General features: G+C 43.1%; 15 protein-coding genes and 2 pseudogenes. 8 read left to right on the top strand and 9 right to left on the bottom strand.

Annotated elements, in window-relative coordinates; translation table 11 throughout:
- Nucleotides 1-8 precede the first annotated feature (8 nt).
- On the bottom strand, nt 9-1,298 hold the full coding sequence (locus OCW38_RS03365) for an NCS2 family permease (protein ID WP_010436344.1): 1,290 nt from the start codon (nt 1,296-1,298) through the stop codon (nt 9-11).
- 1,084 nt (nt 1,299-2,382) lie between these two features.
- Between OCW38_RS03365 and OCW38_RS03360 the strand changes: the two genes are divergently transcribed.
- Complete coding sequence (locus tag OCW38_RS03360; RefSeq protein ID WP_016791859.1) at nt 2,383-3,855, top strand: aminoacyl-histidine dipeptidase; 1,473 nt, start codon at nt 2,383-2,385, stop codon at nt 3,853-3,855.
- 136 nt (nt 3,856-3,991) lie between these two features.
- Here OCW38_RS03360 and OCW38_RS03355 read toward each other — a convergent pair whose 3' ends face one another.
- Complete coding sequence (locus OCW38_RS03355) at nt 3,992-4,531, bottom strand: DUF3332 domain-containing protein (RefSeq protein ID WP_010436340.1); 540 nt, start codon at nt 4,529-4,531, stop codon at nt 3,992-3,994.
- 270 nt (nt 4,532-4,801) lie between these two features.
- Here OCW38_RS03355 and OCW38_RS03350 point away from each other — a divergent pair, with 270 nt between their 5' ends.
- Complete coding sequence (locus OCW38_RS03350; RefSeq protein ID WP_010436338.1) at nt 4,802-5,848, top strand: succinylglutamate desuccinylase/aspartoacylase family protein; 1,047 nt, start codon at nt 4,802-4,804, stop codon at nt 5,846-5,848.
- Nucleotides 5,849-6,021: 173 nt separating this feature from the next.
- On the opposite strand, the gene OCW38_RS03345 is transcribed toward OCW38_RS03350, so the two are convergent.
- On the bottom strand, nt 6,022-6,336 hold the full coding sequence (locus OCW38_RS03345; RefSeq protein ID WP_010436335.1) for a DUF3622 domain-containing protein: 315 nt from the start codon (nt 6,334-6,336) through the stop codon (nt 6,022-6,024).
- 355 nt (nt 6,337-6,691) lie between these two features.
- Between OCW38_RS03345 and OCW38_RS03340 the strand changes: the two genes are divergently transcribed.
- Complete coding sequence (locus OCW38_RS03340; protein ID WP_261895093.1) at nt 6,692-7,702, top strand: adenosine deaminase; 1,011 nt, start codon at nt 6,692-6,694, stop codon at nt 7,700-7,702.
- Nucleotides 7,703-7,779: 77 nt separating this feature from the next.
- Here OCW38_RS03340 and OCW38_RS03335 read toward each other — a convergent pair whose 3' ends face one another.
- Entirely contained in the window at nt 7,780-8,964 is a 1,185-nt protein-coding gene (locus OCW38_RS03335; protein ID WP_016767617.1) for an NnrS family protein, read from the bottom strand.
- Between the two features lie 305 nt (nt 8,965-9,269).
- On the opposite strand from OCW38_RS03335, the gene OCW38_RS03330 reads away from it, so the two are divergent.
- Entirely contained in the window at nt 9,270-9,824 is a 555-nt protein-coding gene (locus OCW38_RS03330; protein WP_010436312.1) for a gamma-glutamylcyclotransferase family protein, read from the top strand.
- 59 nt (nt 9,825-9,883) lie between these two features.
- Here the strand turns inward: OCW38_RS03330 and OCW38_RS03325 are convergent.
- A pseudogene (locus tag OCW38_RS03325) lies at nt 9,884-10,205 on the bottom strand (tRNA-binding protein).
- Nucleotides 10,206-10,403: 198 nt separating this feature from the next.
- Between OCW38_RS03325 and OCW38_RS03320 the strand changes: the two are divergent.
- Complete coding sequence (locus tag OCW38_RS03320) at nt 10,404-11,402, top strand: substrate-binding domain-containing protein (RefSeq protein ID WP_010436305.1); 999 nt, start codon at nt 10,404-10,406, stop codon at nt 11,400-11,402.
- A gap of 133 nt (nt 11,403-11,535) precedes the next feature.
- Here OCW38_RS03320 and galM read toward each other — a convergent pair whose 3' ends face one another.
- The 4 genes from galM to galE all read right to left on the bottom strand — a co-directional run bounded on the left by galM (nt 11,536) and on the right by galE (nt 16,401).
- A complete protein-coding gene (gene galM, locus OCW38_RS03315) occupies nt 11,536-12,615 on the bottom strand; it encodes a galactose-1-epimerase (RefSeq protein ID WP_010436301.1) in 1,080 nt (359 codons plus the stop codon).
- Between the two features lie 121 nt (nt 12,616-12,736).
- Complete coding sequence (gene galK, locus OCW38_RS03310; protein ID WP_010436297.1) at nt 12,737-13,897, bottom strand: galactokinase; 1,161 nt, start codon at nt 13,895-13,897, stop codon at nt 12,737-12,739.
- A gap of 189 nt (nt 13,898-14,086) precedes the next feature.
- Nucleotides 14,087-15,142 carry a UDP-glucose--hexose-1-phosphate uridylyltransferase gene (locus OCW38_RS03305; RefSeq protein WP_016787772.1) on the bottom strand — a complete coding sequence of 352 codons (1,056 nt, stop codon included), beginning with the start codon at nt 15,140-15,142 and terminating at the stop codon, nt 14,087-14,089.
- Nucleotides 15,143-15,390: 248 nt separating this feature from the next.
- Complete coding sequence (galE, locus tag OCW38_RS03300) at nt 15,391-16,401, bottom strand: UDP-glucose 4-epimerase GalE (protein WP_016767619.1); 1,011 nt, start codon at nt 16,399-16,401, stop codon at nt 15,391-15,393.
- 393 nt (nt 16,402-16,794) lie between these two features.
- Here galE and ebgR point away from each other — a divergent pair, with 393 nt between their 5' ends.
- The 3 genes and pseudogenes from ebgR to OCW38_RS22960 form a co-directional block, all read left to right on the top strand.
- Nucleotides 16,795-17,778 carry a transcriptional regulator EbgR gene (ebgR, locus tag OCW38_RS03295; protein WP_261895088.1) on the top strand — a complete coding sequence of 328 codons (984 nt, stop codon included), beginning with the start codon at nt 16,795-16,797 and terminating at the stop codon, nt 17,776-17,778.
- Between the two features lie 264 nt (nt 17,779-18,042).
- Nucleotides 18,043-18,186 (top strand): hypothetical protein, encoded by a 144-nt coding sequence (locus tag OCW38_RS03290; RefSeq protein WP_261895690.1) that lies wholly within the window; start codon nt 18,043-18,045, stop codon nt 18,184-18,186.
- A gap of 6 nt (nt 18,187-18,192) precedes the next feature.
- Nucleotides 18,193-18,348, top strand: a pseudogene (locus OCW38_RS22960) (amino acid permease); the annotation flags it as partial.
- Nucleotides 18,349-18,382 lie beyond the last annotated feature (34 nt).

The raw sequence follows: 18,382 nt of genomic DNA, 5'->3' as shown, positions 1-18,382 counted from the left end.
CTAGACGATTAAGCGAAAATATATTTAAGAATAAAGATAGCCGACATTACCCACACTGCAGGTGAAACATCACGACCTTTACCACTTAGCAGCTTAATTGCAGCGTAAGCGATGAAACCTAGTGAGATACCCTCAGCAATAGAGTACGTCAGCGGCATTAGCAAACATGTTACCACGACTGGTGCAGCTTCCGTAAGATCACGCCAATCAATGCCAACTAGACCAGACATCATTAGAATTGCTACATAAAACAGTGCACCAGATGTTGCGTAAGCCGGGATCATGCCTGCAAGCGGCGAGAAGAAAAGAGCCAGTAAGAATAAGATACCAACAACAACTGCTGTTAGGCCGGTACGCCCCCCCTCAGCAACACCAGCAACACTTTCTACGTAAGAGGTTGTGTTTGATGTACCTAATAATGCACCGATAGACGTTGCTGTAGAGTCAGCGAGTAGTGCTTTATTCAAGCGTGGTAGTTTGCCGTCTTCTTTAATTAGGTTTGCTTTTGTTGCAACACCAACCAAAGTACCGGCAGTATCGAATAAATCGACAAACAAGAATGCAAATACCACTGAAATCATACCGATTTCGAATACAGCAGAGAAATCAAGCTGCATGAATGTAGGTGCTAGGCTTGGCGGTGTAGACATGATACCGCCATATTGAACGTCGCCAATTGCGATACCAATCGCTGTGATTGCTAAAATAGCAATCATTACTGCGCCTTTAACACCACGATGAACGAGAGCAATAGTAAGGAAAAAACCCAGTGCGCCTAGAATAGGAGCAACCGCGGTAATATCGCCCAGTGAAACCTTAGTTGCTGGGTTAGAAACCACGATGCCAGCATTGCTAAGTGCAATGAACGCTAAGAAAAGGCCGATACCTGCAGAGATACCAACACGCAGAGACATAGGGATCGAGTTAATAATCCATTCACGAATCTTAAAGATACTTAAGAAAATGAAGATTACGCCTGATACGAAAACTGCTGCCAGAGCAACTTGCCACGTATAACCCATACCCATTACAACAGCGTAGGTAAAGAATGCGTTCAACCCCATGCCTGGAGCTTGAGCAATTGGGTAGTTAGCAACAAAGCCCATAATGAAACAGCCAATAGCAGCCGCTAAACAGGTTGCTACAAATACAGCGCCATGGTCCATCCCAGCGTCAGCTAGAATCATTGGGTTTACAAAAATGATGTAAGCCATTGTTAGGAAGGTTGTTAGACCTGCGATGATTTCAGTGCGCACATTGGTGCCATTTTCACTGAGTTTGAATAGCTTTTCGAACATTATCGAATCCTATAAGGGTAAAAAGTAAACGGTTGCGTAATCGATTGGCTGTGGATTATAAAGTTATCAAATAACAAATTCCAGATAGAATTAAGGCTCTAATTAATATTTATCCGAATGGCGTATGAAACAAAGCGATTAAAAACATAAACTGCATAATTAAATAATCATTAAAAACAAAGATTTAAAACAAAACAAAACAAAAAAAAACAACAATTATACTTGATTACTTTTTCGACCATCGATTATTTTCATTGAGAATCTAGCCATCAAATTCTCAAATGAAACCCACAAGAGTTGTGTATTTTTCAACAGGATTCGTAATAAGGCGTGAATTGATCGTTTGGCGTTTAAAAAATAACCGCAACGAATGACAGAGAAATAATGAATGAAAGTGGTTGGGAACAAGATAGGCGATAAAGTAGCAGGCAAAAAAAACGCCACTCAAAAATGAGTGGCGGTAGAATCAGTCAACCAAAGGGTTGTAAAAGAATTCCAATATATAGGGGTGAACAAACTGTTCAAGTTACAAGCAGCTGGTATTAGTAACCAAAGCTTGTTGGGTATGCAAAGTTGCTAGTGTAAACAGAGCTGTTAAGCCAGAACATTGCAGATGGTAAACCTTTCATAACTATCACCTTAATAAATCAATAAAAACGAATTTGATTTCTCGGTTCCCTGGAGGCGATAAAACGGACTCATCCTTTGAGCATTTACTCTTCACTTAAGAAGTTGGTTATTAATATACCTCAAAGAAAAAAGATTACAAGCTTTTCCTGCTTCACATCACACTTTTAGCTACTTATGGTTATTTTACAAACTAAATCTCGTAATTAAATTACACAACAGAACTAAATAAACGTTTGCCTGAATTAATTATAAGCATCAAGACACTTACTTATGATCAAATGAACAATCTAGCTTTCAAAATTTGAGGAGTCTGGGGCTTAGAAGCGCTACTCGTCAAAACGCGCAAGTGGTATGCTGTTGCCATCAAAACAGACCCATATTTTAGATTTTTGTTCTAACTTTCCATCCATCCAAATCCTAAATATATGGTTATCAAATAAAAAAGGAGTCATCCGTGTCTGAATTCCATTCTGAGATCAGTAAATTGTCCCCTGCCCCTATTTGGCAGTTTTTCGATAAGATTTGTTCAATCCCACACCCTTCAAAGCACGAAGAAGAGCTTGCTCAATACATTATTGCTTGGGCAACAGAGCAAGGCCTAGATGTGCGTCGCGATCCAACGGGCAACGTATTCATCAAGAAGCCAGCGACACAGGGCATGGAAAACAAGAAAGGTGTCGTGCTACAAGCTCACATCGATATGGTTCCACAAAAGAACGAAGACACAGTTCATGACTTCGCTAAAGACCCAATCCAACCGTACATTGATGGTGAATGGGTTACTGCAAAAGGCACAACACTTGGTGCCGACAATGGTATGGGCATGGCTTCTTGTTTGGCCGTTCTTGCTTCAAACGAAATCCAACACGGCCCTATCGAAGTTCTACTAACCGTAGATGAAGAAGCGGGTATGACTGGTGCTTTCGGTCTTGAAGCGGGTTGGTTAGAAGGCGATATCCTTCTTAATACCGATTCAGAGCAAGAAGGCGAAGTGTACATGGGTTGTGCTGGCGGTATCGACGGTGCAATGACTTTCGACATCACTCGTGATGCAGTCCCTGATAATTTCGTTACACGTAAGCTAACGCTAAAAGGCCTTAAAGGCGGTCACTCTGGTTGTGATATTCACACGGGTCGTGCAAATGCAAACAAATTACTTGCTCGTTTCCTAGCGGGTCACGCAAAAGATCTAGACCTTCGTATCATAGAGTTCAAAGGTGGTAGCCTTCGTAACGCTATCCCTCGTGAAGGCTTCGTAACGGTTGCAGTACCGGCTGAAAACCAAGAGAAACTGGCTTCGCTATACAACTACTACACTGAGCTTCTATCTACAGAGCTGGGTAAAATCGAAGACAGCATCGTAACATTCAACGAAGAAGTAACCGTTGAAATGGGTACTCTTACTCAAGCAGAACAAGCTCGCTTTATCGCGGCACTTAACGCATGTCCAAACGGCGTGATTCGTATGAGTGACGAGATTGAAGGTGTTGTTGAAACGTCTCTAAACGTAGGTGTTATCACAACAGAAGAGAACTCAATCACAGTGCTTTGCCTGATCCGTTCTTTGATCGATTCAGGTCGTAGCCAAGTAGAAAGCATGCTGCACTCTGTTGCTGAGTTAGCAGGCGCTAACATCTCGTTCTCTGGTGCTTACCCAGGTTGGAAACCAGACGCAGATTCAGAAATTATGCATATCTTCCGCGACATGTACGAAGGTATCTACGGTCACAAGCCAAACATCATGGTTATCCATGCAGGTCTTGAGTGTGGTCTATTCAAAGAACCTTACCCGAATATGGATATGGTTTCTTTCGGCCCAACAATCAAGTTCCCACACTCTCCTGATGAGAAAGTGAAGATCGACACAGTTGAGCTATTCTGGAACCAAATGGTTGCACTGCTTGAAGCAATCCCAGAAAAAGCATAATTCGATAATATATATACTCAATAGATGCTGCTTACAGTAAGCACCGTTTATTCAAAACAAAATAAAACAGGTACTCAATGAGTACCTGTTTCTGTATCTAATCTTTGTAATCGACTATTTGTGACTAAACAAGCAATTAAGCGCGTGTAGCCGCGTAGCTCTCTAGCTCATCAATTGAAGTTTGTGCCACAACTTCACCATCGATGAAGTACGTCACCATCTCGCCATCGCGAACACCGATTAATGTAGCACGCTCACCAGATTGGTATGTAATATCCATTTGGATAGTGTTTTCATCGATCTGCTGCATTTGACCTTTTTCGATCATATCAGCACTTGTGATAGGACCTACCGGCGCTTCCGTTAGAGACGGATCCAGTTGATGGTTAATATCAAGGTAAGTATCCATCTTAGTATCAAAGATATGCGGGGTACCAGTTAGAGGGTTACTACCCGTCCAGAACTCTAGCGAGTTGAACACTAAGTAATCGGCAGCAATAGTTAGACCGTAAGCTGGTGCTAACAATAAGTTTAAACCACCACGAGCATAACGGTTATCAACAGCTTTAAGGTTGAATTTCATTAAGTACCCCGTCACTGCGTTGCTACCAACGCAGCCAGATAAAGCAACTGATACCACCGCCAGAGCTACGACTTTTGAAATTGTTTTCTTCATTTTTATCTCGATATTTGAATTTGGCCACCAAAAATGGCGATGGATAATAGCAGCCATCACATTCTGAATTATCAGATTAAAATCAATAAATTGTCAGAAAAATCACAAATTGAAACACCCAAAATTATCGCAAATTAAAAATTGAAACCAATAACCAACCCCCTCCATAAAAAAGTTTTGTCGTCACAGTAAAGCGATTGATTCGTACTAAAAATCAACGATTGCTACATTCCGTGTTAACGAATTATCACTATGTTGAGAACAACCTAAATGGCAAGACTAAAACCTAATCAACCATTCGAATTACTTGGTTATACTGTTCAGCCAGGACAACGAAAAGAGATTGAACTACAGGCAGCTCAGCTTTACACGCACTCTCCACTTTCGATCCCGATTGAGATCATCCACGGTCGCCAAGCTGGCCCAACACTAATGGTAAACGCTGCTATTCACGGTGATGAGCTAAACGGTGTTGAGATTGCACGACAGTTAACTAACGCAATAGAACCTAATAAACTGAAAGGTACATTAATTGTTGTGCCGATCGTAAACGTATTTGGCTTCATTCATAAATCTCGTTACTTACCAGACCGTCGCGACCTAAACCGTTGCTTCCCAGGTAGTGAGAAAGGCTCATTGACATCACGCATCGCTTACACCTTCTTCGAAAACGTAGCGAAGCACTGTGATTACATTTTGGATCTACATACAGGTGCTATTCACCGTACTAACCTGCCACAGATTCGTGCAAACCTATCAAATCCAGAAACATTACGAATTGCGAAAGCGTTCGCAACGCCAGTAATCATTGATTCACCTTTGCGTGATGGTTCACTGCGTAGCGAAGCTGAAAAACTGGGCATCCCGGTACTGACTTATGAAGGTGGTGAAGCGCTGCGTTTTGATCCTTTAGCGATTCGTGCAGGCTATCTAGGCGTTCATCAAGTGATGAAAGAAATAGGCATGTTGCGCCCTAACCGTAAGAAGTTGCCAGAGCCAGTATTGAGCAAATCCACCAGCTGGATCCGCGCTGAATCAGACGGCATCTTGCGTAATATGGTAAGACTTGGTGAACAAGTTGAGGCTGGGCAAACTCTAGCTTACATCAGCTCTCCTTTGGGCCACGAAGAAGGCCAAGTGATCACAACCAAAGGTGGTATTGTGATTGGCCAGCAAACGCTGCCTCTTGTCAACGAAGGTGATGCAGTATTCCACATTGCTTACTTCAAACAAGACGATGAAGAAGTAGGCCAATCAGTAGAAAGCTACATTGAAGAAGTAGCAGAAGACGATTGGCTAACCACACTGAACAACTGATTAAAGCTTGATAGAGCGACGTTAAAAACGATAAATAAAAACCGTCGCTCTTAGGCAAAATAGAAACGAACTCCACAAACGAAAAAGCCCCAATATAGTCACCTATATTGGGGCTTTTTTTATAAGTCCCTTATCTTAAAATTAAGGGACCTATAAGTTAATCGTGCACCGAATTACTCAGCGTCTTCCTCTTCTGCACGAGCTTTAGCGCGTGCTTCACGAGCTTGCTCAGCTTTAAGCTCTTTAGTGTGACGTAGTTCGTCACGCTCTTTACGCTGCTCTGATTTACGCTCGTTACGTTCTGCTTGGTTTGCGATGAAAGATGCTAGTTCTTTCTCTGCCCACTCTTGTGCTAGAGCTTCAGTTTCGAAACCAGACTCACGCTTAGATACTGTAGTACTGCGAGATGTTACTTGACGAGTAATCTCTGCACACCAACCGTTGCGTTTTTCTGTAAGGCGGATATCAAATTTTTTGTTCTTAGACATGTTCTATTTTTTCCTAAGGGAGATCATTACGGGATCGGTCAACTTTGATAACTCCATCTAAGTGGGTATCTTTTAACACCATCCCTTGGTAAGCGCGGTATTAGAGCACAAATCAACACATATTGCTGCAAATATTTGCAGCGGATCACACTCTAGTGCGGTAAATCGTTTGCGAGTCATTTCAATTCGTTCATAACTCCAAAATAGCTTCCAATTTACGGGGCACTTTCTCGATAACGAGCAAATGAACTATGCTCAAATAGAGATAAATGAAAGAGATAGCCTATAGACTCGGATCTCACCATCGAAACATCTCACCTACTCCGCCCATAATTACAATAGCGAAGGGGTTGCTATGGATAGCTTTATCAAAAATTTACCTAAAGTTGAACTGCACTTACATATTGAAGGTTCGTTAGAACCAGAACTGATGTTCAAACTCGCCAAGCGTAATAACATTTCAATTCCCTTTGAAAACCCAGACCAAGTAAGGGACGCGTACCAATTTCACAATCTTCAGTCCTTTCTCGATATCTATTACCAAGGCGCTAACGTACTCATTCATGAACAAGACTTCTACGACCTGACATGGGCTTATCTACTGAAGTGCCAGCAAGATAATGTGGTTCATACCGAAATATTCTTCGACCCTCAGACTCACACTGAACGCGGTATTGCCTTTGAAGTCATAGTCGGTGGGATCACTCGAGCTTTGAATCAAGCAGAGCAAGAACTTGGCATCAGCAGCCAACTGATCATGTGCTTTCTGCGTCACCTTGATGAAGACAGCGCTTTTGAAACGCTCAAACAAGCACTTCCCTATAAAGATAAGATCATTGCCGTTGGGCTAGATTCATCAGAACAGGGCAACCCGCCAGAGAAATTTAAACATGTATTCCAAGAAGCTATCAACCAAGGCTTCCTGACCGTCGCACACGCCGGAGAAGAAGGCCCAGCACAAAATATTATCGACGCACTGAGCTTGTTAAGCATTACCCGAATTGATCATGGCGTTCGCTGTGTTGAAGATGAAAACTTGATGGAACAGCTAATCGCTAAACGCACACCGCTGACGGTCTGCCCACTATCGAATACCAAGCTCAAAGTCTTCGACACCATGCAAGAGCACAACATCGTCGAGTTGCTGAGAAGAGAGCTATGCGTCACCATCAATTCCGATGATCCCGCTTACTTCGGCGGGTATATGAATGATAACTTCCTCGCCGTCGTCAATGCTCACATGGTGACGAAAAACGAATTAGCACAGTTCAGTATTAACGCCATCGAAGCCAGTTTCATCTCACCTCACGCCAAAGAAGCTCTCATTGCACAAGTGCGCCAATATCTTGCTGAAAATATTCACTAAAAAATGGACCTATGCAGCGATCAAAAAAAGGGAAGCTCAATGTTTCCCTTTCAAAATGAGTTCGAAAATCAATACGCTTAGCCTGGGTGACCATCCACTCTTGGGGTTAACAGCATCATGCCAAACTTCCAGATAAATAGACCAAACGCTAACGTCCACAAACCTGCGCTGATGTTCACAATTTCAAACAAGTAGGCAGGGAAGAAAGTCACGCCTAAACTGCGAACGAGTGCTGCGATAAAAATAGCAGAGAACGCCAAAGCCATACTCTGCCCTTTATAGATAGCACGACCAGTATGCCCCATCGTCACACGCGTAATCATCGCTAGAATTAATCCACTCAGACCGCCAATAGCAAACAGGTGCAACATGTTATGGCTTGCGAACGGGTTGTCCAACAAACCTCTCAGCAACAAACTCAAGGGAATACATAAGTAAGCCGCATGCAGTGACCACACCAAAGGTTCAGATAATGTCGTCCACGGTTTCCAGCGAATGAAGCGTACCAATTGAGCTGCTCCCGCAAATACCATCAATTGATTGCCAATTTGAGCAAAAGTTAATGGGAAGAAGCTCAACACAAATAAACCAACCAAAGGTAGATTCGCTAACCATTCTAACCAAACGAGTGGTTGTGCTTTTTCAAAATCAAAACGACGCGCCGTAAAGAATGGAATCACTCGTCCACCCATTACAGACAATAACAACGTAAACCACCACAACATCGCGTGCCATACTGCAGACGATGGAAATGGAGGCATGCCCTTAATGGTTGCATAGCTAGCAAAATTCGCCACGATAGCCAGTATAAACAACGGAACAAAGAACAAGTTCTTCCAGCCTTTTGACTTCACAACTCGGAAACCAATTTCGTAAGCGGCAAAGATCATAAACAGCGCCTCAACCGATGAGATCAGCCACAAAGGTGCAGGAGTCCAAAATAGAAGGCGAGGTGCAAGCCATAATCCCACTAAGGCAGCCAATCGATAATGCTTAGTGCCATTGACTCCCGTCCACGTTTGCACCGCCGTTAAAACAAAGCCGACAACAATCGCCATAGCAAAGCCAAACAACATTTCATGTACGTGCCACCAAAGCGCAGGGACTTTTAAAATCTCCGGCTGACCATTTTGGAACATGACAACCCAAGCCACGATAGCGATAACGGCATAGAGACTGCCCAAAAAGAAGAAAGGTCGGAAGCCTAAACGCAGATAGGCTGGAATTGCGTCTTCTACACTTTTATCTGTGATATTTAACAAACTCGTTCCTCATTTCAGATAACGGCCAAGAATGGCTTATATGGAATTGGCATAAATAGCCAAATTCATGATGCAGTCATCATTACTGTTATTTTTATTTAAGTAATGCACGAAACGCGCCAAAGGTATAAACCCAATAAAAACAATCATAAACGCGTAAAAAACACAAAGAAAAGAGTCAATTAAACACACCAATACATGTCAATTAGACACGAAAGTGTTAAAAATAATAACTACTGACATTTAGTTACTTGGAACATATAGTAAGACTAGTCTCAAATTCAAAAGAACAGACAGGGAACGCGATGTATATTTTCGGTTACGGTAGCTTAATCAACTCCTCTTCACGTCAACTAACAGGTCAAACTGGACAGGCCATTCCTGCAATTGTGCATGGCTTAGTGCGCCATTGGAGTAAAATTGATGACAGTTACGTGTTGTCCCCCCTCATAGTCAATCCAGGAGATGGTCAAGTGAATGGAGTATTGCTTGAGGTTGATGATATTACACTGGCTGATTTTGATCGCCGTGAACGCGGTTATCACCGAATCGAACTCAAAGCCGATCAGATAGAGAGCAACACTGAGTTCAAGCAGGATCAATCGATTTGGGTATACATCAAAAACGAAATTGAAGCGCCTTGCGAGAACAGTCCTATCGTTCAAACCTATGTCGATACGGTATTAGCAGGATGTTTAGAGGTGTCTGAAAGCTTTGCGGCGCACTTTGTTAAACACACACAAGGTTGGCATCACCCATTAGAAAATGATCGCCACCAGCCTAAATACGGCAACCTTGCAGGAGTTTCCGATCATCACCATAGTGTAATTGATGGCTTGATACTGACCGTACGCGGCTAGTTAATATACATAGCTAATTTAGGTTGGTGAACACATTGACTCACCAACCTAAAGCGAGCTTAAACGACACGAATACCCGTTGGCATCACACGTTCTGGTGTCAGCAGTACACTTTCAGATTCACCTTCCGTTTCTGCACATAACAACATGCACTCAGAGGTGTGGCCTCTCATCTTCGCTTTCGCTAAGTTACACAATACAACCACTAGTTTGCACATTAACTCTTCTTCGGTGTAGTAAGGGACAAGGCTGGTTACCGTTTGTAGCGTCTTCTACTTGCACAATGTAAAGCTTGTCTGCGTTTTCATGACGCACAACCTCAATGATCTTACCCACACGCATTTCTAACTTAGCAAAGTCACCATAAGAGACAGTATCCATTTCTCACTTCCTATATTGATTGGTTTCCACTCATTAAAAATATTTACTAAAATTAAGTAAAATGTAAATGTTTACACTAGCATTAAGACTAATAGTTACAAGCGGTAAAGATCGCATTAATGGAAGTAAAATGAGAGTTTCATTGCCTTACCTTCATTGTCGGTGTTAAATAGATACAGCAATGAATAGAGGTAAAAGATGGCAACAATTAAAGATGTAGCAAAGGAAGCTGGTGTTTCAGTTGCAACCGTATCTCGAGTCGTAAACAAGTCTCCGAAGGCAAGTGCAAATTCAATTGAGTCTGTAACTAAAGCCATGACAAAACTCGGCTATCGTCCGAATGCCAATGCTCGTGCGCTTGTAAGCCAAAGCACGAACACGGTTGGTGTGTTAGTGGGTGATATCTCCGATCCCTTTTTTGGCACCTTAGTTAAGGCTGTTGATAATGTCGCACGCGAAAACGGTAAACATATCCTTGTCGGCAATGGTTCTCACGATCGTGAAGAAGAGAGACAAGCCATTGAGTTGCTGATCAATAGTCGCTGTGATGCCTTGGTGATCCATTCCAAGGGATTAACGGATGAAGAACTCATCGCCTACGCAAAAGAAGTAAAAGGCTTAGTGTTGATCAACCGTTATATTGCCGAAATCGCCGAGCGTTGTATTTTCTTAGACAATAAGAAAGGCGCTTACCTTGCTACAGAATATTTGATTCGTCATGGTCACAAGAACATCGCATGTATCGCTTCATCACACAGCATTGAAGATGCCGATGAACGAGTGCAAGGCTATCTAGCTGCACTCTCTGATTACAAAATCGCGCTGTCTGAAAGCTACATTGAATACGCCGCTCCAACCAGTGACGGTGGCGAGTACGCAATGACCAACCTATTGACCAAATCTCTCCCGATTACAGGCCTTGTGGCTTACAACGATTACATGGCGGCTGGTGCGTTATCTGTACTTGATGAAAACGGTATTCAAGCACCAGATAAAGTATCGATTGTTGGTTTTGATGACGGCTTAATTGCGCGTTATGTACACCCTAAGCTAACTACGATTCGCTACCCTATTCAGATGATGGCAGAGAAAGCCACTCGCCTAGCGCTTGTGCTAGCTAAAGGTCGAGGTACCTCTTCCGAGCCTATGATGTTCTCTCCTACTTTAGTGCGCCGAAATTCGGTAGAGAAAATCTAAATTTTAGTCAACTCATCAAACAAAAAAAAGCCCTAACAGAAGCAGTTCTGTTAGGGCTTTCTCACCATACTCTTCCCAACAATAATCCCTTTGTTGGAGCCAATTAGCATAAACCGTTTTGAGCTAGAATGGACTAGTTTGAATAATCCCCCGAAAATTCAAACTGGTAACAAGTTCGATAGTGGTATTCCTGTTCAGGCCTAAGAATACAACTTTCTTGCTTCCACTCTGGGTGGTTAGGTGAGTCTGGTAAGAACTGGGTTTCCAATGCAATACCTGCATAGTCTTCATAAGTGCCACCGTTTCGATTGGGTGTTCCACCCAACCAATTTCCGGTATACAGCTGTATAGCTGGCTTAGTAGAAAAGACTTTCAAGGTGACAAGTGCATCAGGCGACGTCACTGTAGCTGCGCATTTATCGCGCTTACAGCCATCCGCTAAAAGAAAAGAGTGATCATAACCTTTGGCCGCTTTTTGTTGTTCATCCCCAAGCAAACGTTCAGAGATCATCATAGGCTGACTGAAGTCAAAGCTAGTCGATTTCACCGCCTTTAAATTGCCTAATGGGATACCAACAGCGTTAGTTGGTAAATATTGTGAAGCATTGATACTAACAATATGAGACAGACAATCGTGACCGTTATTCGCCCCTAGTAGATTAAAGTATGCGTGATTCGTTAGGTTAACCACGGTTGGCTTATCAGCGGTTGCAGAGTAGTTAATGGAAACTCGATTATCTTCGGTTATGTCATAACGCACCGATACATTCAAATTCCCCGGAAACCCTTGGTCTCCATCAGTAGACTCTAGAGTAAACACCACTGACGTTTCTGTTTGCTCGGTAATATTCCAACGACGTTTATCAAAACCATCAGGACCACCATGCAAGGTATTGCCCGCTTGGTTGGTTTCCAACTTGTAGTTCTGGCCGTCAATTTTGAAACGACCATTGGCAATGCGGTTAGCATAACGACCAACCGTTGTGCCCATATAACTGGCTTGTTTCTCGAAGTTCTCCATTGAGTTTACACCTAACAAAACTTCACGTTTGTTTCCTTTGACTGGCAGGATACAACTCAACCACGTTGCACCAATATCCATGAAGGTGACTTGCATGCCATGCTTGTTGGACAAAGTAACTAACTGAGCAGGTTGACCATCATAGGCTGCCGTTTGTGTCATGGATTGATGCAAATTCTGCTCTGAGGTCATTCTAAATTCCTTTCTAGTGCCAGCAAAAAACCTCTACATTAGGTAAAGGATTTACTATTTAGCCTACCATGATCTTTTTACTCGGTAGACCTTCGCTTTTGAGCATTAAGTATCTAAACAGCTAGATTACTTCAACAAGACCCGCTCCGTCTTTAGCTTGGCACACATAAATAGATTCTTTTAGCCCCGTCGCCACTTGATATTTCTGTTCAACGGCTGTTTTAATTTCATCAACCAATGCAGGTGGAACCAATGCCACGATACAACCGCCAAAACCGCCGCCAGTCATACGTACACCACCTTGCTCACCGATCACTTCTTTAACCATATCAACCAACGTGTCGATCTCTTTCACTGTGATTTCAAAATCGTCTCGCATTGAAGCATGAGATTCTGCCATCAACTCGCCCATACGCTTCATATCATGAGTACGTAAAGCTTGAGCCGCTTCAACGGTACGGTCATTTTCAGTAATCACGTGACGAGCACGTTTCGCGACCATTTCATCTAACTCAGACTCTTTCGCTTTGAATTGTTCAATGGTCACATCACGCAGTGCCGGAACACCAAAGATGCGCGCCGCTTCTTCACATTGCTCACGACGCGTGTTGTATTCGCTGTCGACTAAGCCGCGTTTTTTGTTTGAGTTAATGATAACCACAGCCATATCTTCTGGCATAGAGACAGCCGTTGTTTCTAGGCTACGACAGTCCAACAGCATCGCGTGGTTTGCACGACCTTCTGCAGAGATCATTTGGTCCATGATGCCGCAGTTACAACCAACGAATTCGTTTTCGGCTTGCTGACCATTCAGAGCGACTTCCGCTTGACTAATCTCTAGGTTGTAAAGCACCTTGAATGTCTGACCGATGACCACTTCCAGAGCCGCAGAAGAACTTAAACCCGCACCTTGGGGCACGTTGCCGGTTACAGAGATGTCGGCACCTGTAAATTCAAAGCCACGCCCCATTAGGCACTTCACCACACCACGAATGTAGTTAGCCCACATTTTGTCTTGTTGGAATGTAATCTCTTGAGTTAAATCGAACTCATCTACTGCATTACCGTAGTCTACTGATACTACACGCACGATGTTGTCGTCACGCTTAGCCGCTGCGACTACCGTTTGGTAGTTAATGGCACACGGTAGAACAAAACCATCGTTGTAGTCGGTATGCTCACCAATCAGGTTCACACGACCTGGAGCTTGAATTATGTGAGTCGCTTGGTAACCAAGGACTTGCTCAAAAGATGCTTTCACGTTTTGGATCAGATCAGACATAAGTAAACTCTCTGCTTAACTCTTTAATCAATTGGTTATGGCCCCTTTACGACACCACTTTAATTCTTTTAGATTCCCGACTTCTTCGTTCCTCACTCTCGGGATTGACGCTAAACGTTTCAATGAAACTGTCATTCCAGGATCGACGGACGAGATATCAGGAATCTCGCTCGTTATCTACGAAGTAGGCTATTCCTGCTCTTTGTAGTGAACGTCACTCAAATCACGAAGACGTTGCGCGGCTTGTTCTGCGGTTAAATCACGCTGAGATTCCGCCAACATTTCGTAGCCCACCATGAACTTACGAACCGAAGCACTGCGTAACAGTGGCGGGTAGAACAACGCATGCAGTTGCCAGTGATCGATGTCCGTACCTTCTTCGAAGAACGGTGCATAGTGCCAGCCCATTGAGTAAGGGAATGAACATTGGAACAAGTTATCGTAACGACTGGTCAGCTTCTTAATCGCAAGCGCTAAATCATTACGTTGTTCGTCAGTCAGTTCACTCATACGGCGAATGTGTGTTTTTGGTAGCAACATAGTTTCAAATGGCCACGCTGCCCAGTAAGGCACTACGGCAATCCAATGTTCAGTTTCAACCACAGTACGTGAGCCGTCTTTCATTTCAGCTTCAACGTAATCGACTAACAGGTTCGAACCTTGTTGCTCGAAGTACTCTTTCAGTAGCTTTTCTTTACGTTCAATCTCGTTTGGCAGAAAGCTGTTCGCCCAAATTTGACCGTGTGGGTGAGGCTGAGAACAACCCATGGTCTCGCCTTTGTTTTCGAAAGCTTGAACCCATAGGTAATCTTTACCTAGCTCTTCAATCTGCTCGTTCCAGGTATCAATCACACCACGGATTTTATTAACTGGTAACTCTGGCAGCGTTTTGCTGTGGTCCGGAGAGAAACAGATAACGCGGCTCAACCCGCGAACACCTTGAGTCTTGAATAGAGGGTTTTCAGACTCTGGAGCGTCAGGTGAATCAGGCATCAACGCCGCGAAATCGTTACTGAATACGTAAGTACCATCATAATCTGGGTTTTCGTCACCCGAGATACGCGTATTGGTCGGGCACAAGAAACACTCTTTCTCATACGCTGGAAGTTGCGCAGTCGATGGCTTTTCATCTTGGCCGCTCCACGGACGCTTTGCTCGGTGCGGTGATACTAAGATCCACTGACCCGTTAATGGGTTATAACGACGATGTGGGTGGTCTACTGGGTTAAATTCAACTTTTGACATGTTTAGGTTGCTCTCAAATTTTGTGTCTTGGTCAATTCACCAAGATGAATAATTCTTCTACAAGGAGATTCCCTATCACGCTCGTTCCTCGCTGTAGGGAATGACGTTCAGAAATCGTAGTTTTAAAATTCGTCATTCCAGAATAGAGGGACGAGTTATCTGGAATCTCTCTTTTCTCATCTATTACCTTTGCATTCCCCAATGAAATTGGAGTTGCAGCTAGGCAGCTTCAATCACACAGGCTAAGGCTAGTAGCCATTCGGGTTATTCGACTGCCAATTCCACGTATCCGCCGTCATTTCCATCACGCTGCGCGTCGCCTTCCAGCCAAGCTCTCGCTCTGCTTTTTCAGTACTTGCCCAACATTCGGCAATATCACCTGCGCGGCGTGGGCATAGTTCATAAGGAACTAGCTTGCCCGATGCTTGTGCGAAGGCTTCAACCATCTCGAGTACACTTGAGCCTTTGCCCGTACCTAGGTTGTAAATGTGTAAGCCCGCTTTCTCGCCCACCACTTTTAGCGCTGCGACATGGCCATCCGCTAAATCCATTACATGAATATAGTCACGAACGCCTGTGCCATCGACTGTTGGGTAATCGTTTCCAAAAACAGCCAATTTTTCACGGCGACCAACGGCTACTTGAGCAATAAACGGCATCAGATTATTTGGGATACCTTGTGGGTCTTCACCCATGGTGCCTGATGTATGTGCACCAACAGGGTTAAAGTAGCGCAGTAACGTCACGCTCCAGTCGTTTTCAGCGTTGAATAGATCGCTCAAGCACTCTTCCACCATGTATTTACTGCGACCGTAAGGGTTAGTTGTCGCGCCAGTTGGTGAAGTTTCAGTAATCGGCACCACTTCTGGATCACCGTAAACAGTAGCCGAAGAACTAAACACGATGCTTTTCACGCCTGCTTTTTTCATGCTTCGAGCTAACACCAGTGAACCATTTACGTTGTTATCGTAGTACTCCAAAGGCTTAGCCACCGACTCCCCTACCGCTTTCAGACCAGCAAAATGAATCACGGCTTGGATATCATTCTCTGAAAACACGCTATCTAGAAAAGATTGGTCACGAATGTCGCCAAGATAAAACGTTGGTCGCTTGCCAGTTAACGATTCGATTCGTTCCAGCACTAGCTCTTTGCTATTGCAAAGGTTATCAACAATGATCGGCTCCATACCTGCCTGTATCATTTGAATGCATGTATGACTTCCGATGTAACCCATGCCGCCCGTAACCAGTACTTTCACAATCAACCTCTCTTTGTCGTCATTCGTGGGCTAACTCGAACTGATATTCAGCTCAGTAGCACCGTATGTCAGAAATAGTAGCAGCCATTTTGACTATAATTCTGTGATCAAAACCACGAAGTGTAAACGTTTACACTAAGTTTAATCATTGGTACAGAATAAGACATAGAGATAACGCATAGATATTAACCTCTAAACCATTGAATCTTAATAATATAATTATAGATAGTTAGGTTTTAGACATCACAAATGAGTTGAGCATTTATTTTACTAAAAGTTAATGCAATGACGTCTAGTTTGATTACAATAGGTTTGTAGAATAAAGAGGTGCATTGCTTTTTTACTAAATACCAATTTCAAAGCAGCGCAATATTCCAATAACAGGAAGTGAGTATGGCAACGTTAAAAGATATCGCGACTGAAGCGAATGTATCATTGGCTACAGTTTCAAGGGTTCTCAATGAAGATCCAACATTAAGCGTCAAGGAAGAGACCAAAAGGCGTATCTTTGAAATTGCAGAGAAGTTGGAATACAAAACCAGCAGCTCACGAAAAACCGTTAGCAGTAAAAAACAAAACCATCACTTTCTAGCACTGTATAACTACAAGCAAGAAGTTGAAGTTAACGACCCTTACTACCTATCAATCCGCCATGGGATTGAAACCCAATGTAAAAAGATGGAAGTTAAGCTAACCAACTGTTATGAGAGCAAAATACAGATTAACTCAACGCCAATCACAGGTGTTTTGTTAGTAGGAAGAATGACACCGGAGGTTATCGAACAAGCCAAAAAGCTAAGCGATAATATCTGTTATGTCGATTTCACTGATCACTCTGAACCTTATGACTCTGTCGATATCGACCTGGCTTTGATCAGCAAAGAGATCACCAACTTCTTTATCAACCAAGGCTATCAACGCATTGGTTTTATTGGCGGACAAGATAACGTCAACACTCCTGATATTCGCGAAGTAGCCTTTGCTGAATACGGTAGCCTTAAGAACGTTATCAGTGAGCAAGACATCTACCGTGGTGACTTCTCTAGCTCATCAGGTTACAAGCTTGCAAAACAGATGCTCGCGACTGACGACTACCCTAAAGCCATGTTTATTGCATCAGATTCCATCGCTATTGGCGTTTTACGAGCGATACATGAACACGGATTGCGCATTCCTGAAGATATTGCGCTGATCAGTGTAAATGACATCCCAACCGCTAAGTTTACTTTCCCATCTTTATCAACGGTTCGTATCCATTCTGAACTGATGGGAATTCAAGGTGTTAACCTTCTGATAGAGAAAGCGCGCGACGGCCGAACCATCCCATTACGCGTCTATGTACCAAGCAAAATTAAGCTGCGCGACACAACAAAATAGTTATAAATATCAAATAAATAAACCAAAGCCACCTTTATTTAAGGTGGCCTTTTTTTGCTCATCACATATATCAATCGACACATATCCTCCTTTTTAACCTGCTGCATAAATCAACCAATAGCATTCTTTTAAGTGGATCACACAGCACCGCAAAAAGACCATAAAAACGTGATTAAGTTAAAATAAAACCATCCAATAATTCAGTAAATACTTTACTAATAATTATATCAAACCAAAAGTACTCGTATTCACTAAGAACCTATTATGCATAAGAAAAAATGCAAATACGTTTCAGAGAGAACGGTTCAGCTACTTTCAACTATTGCATGGCCAATGGAAGGCCACAGCGATCTTAAATACGCAGATGAAGGTTTCCTATTACCAATTGATGTGCCTTTCGTACCATAAGACAACCCAACTGGCACAGACATCATGACCGTAACCTTCTACAACGCGGGCGGTATCTTGATCTTCCTTGGCTACGCATGGTAGAGGTACGGTCAATACGAGAAAAGCTTATCTCCAGAAGAGAACAAACTAGAAGCAAAACCTGAACCGGTGAACGCTTAGTTTTACCCTACATTCTGATTGAATACTTAAGGTA

The organism is Vibrio cyclitrophicus (genome assembly GCF_024347435.1).
In the GTDB taxonomy this organism is placed as follows: domain Bacteria; phylum Pseudomonadota; class Gammaproteobacteria; order Enterobacterales; family Vibrionaceae; genus Vibrio; species Vibrio cyclitrophicus.
Note: the sequence above shows the minus strand (reverse complement) of the source record. Positions and strands in the feature narration are given on the sequence as shown.

What these genes read in the sequence shown, in the direction of transcription:
- OCW38_RS03365 (WP_010436344.1), bottom strand. Translation starts at nt 1,298, where the DNA reads ATGTTCGAAAAGCTATTCAAACTCAGTGAAAATGGCACCAATGTGCGC.
- OCW38_RS03355 (WP_010436340.1), bottom strand. Translation starts at nt 4,531, where the DNA reads ATGAAGAAAACAATTTCAAAAGTCGTAGCTCTGGCGGTGGTATCAGTT.
- OCW38_RS03350 (WP_010436338.1), top strand. Translation starts at nt 4,802, where the DNA reads ATGGCAAGACTAAAACCTAATCAACCATTCGAATTACTTGGTTATACT.
- OCW38_RS03345 (WP_010436335.1), bottom strand. Translation starts at nt 6,336, where the DNA reads ATGTCTAAGAACAAAAAATTTGATATCCGCCTTACAGAAAAACGCAAC.
- OCW38_RS03340 (WP_261895093.1), top strand. Translation starts at nt 6,692, where the DNA reads ATGGATAGCTTTATCAAAAATTTACCTAAAGTTGAACTGCACTTACAT.
- OCW38_RS03330 (WP_010436312.1), top strand. Translation starts at nt 9,270, where the DNA reads ATGTATATTTTCGGTTACGGTAGCTTAATCAACTCCTCTTCACGTCAA.
- OCW38_RS03320 (WP_010436305.1), top strand. Translation starts at nt 10,404, where the DNA reads ATGGCAACAATTAAAGATGTAGCAAAGGAAGCTGGTGTTTCAGTTGCA.
- galM (WP_010436301.1), bottom strand. Translation starts at nt 12,615, where the DNA reads ATGACCTCAGAGCAGAATTTGCATCAATCCATGACACAAACGGCAGCC.
- galK (WP_010436297.1), bottom strand. Translation starts at nt 13,897, where the DNA reads ATGTCTGATCTGATCCAAAACGTGAAAGCATCTTTTGAGCAAGTCCTT.
- OCW38_RS03305 (WP_016787772.1), bottom strand. Translation starts at nt 15,142, where the DNA reads ATGTCAAAAGTTGAATTTAACCCAGTAGACCACCCACATCGTCGTTAT.
- ebgR (WP_261895088.1), top strand. Translation starts at nt 16,795, where the DNA reads ATGGCAACGTTAAAAGATATCGCGACTGAAGCGAATGTATCATTGGCT.
- OCW38_RS03290 (WP_261895690.1), top strand. Translation starts at nt 18,043, where the DNA reads ATGCATAAGAAAAAATGCAAATACGTTTCAGAGAGAACGGTTCAGCTA.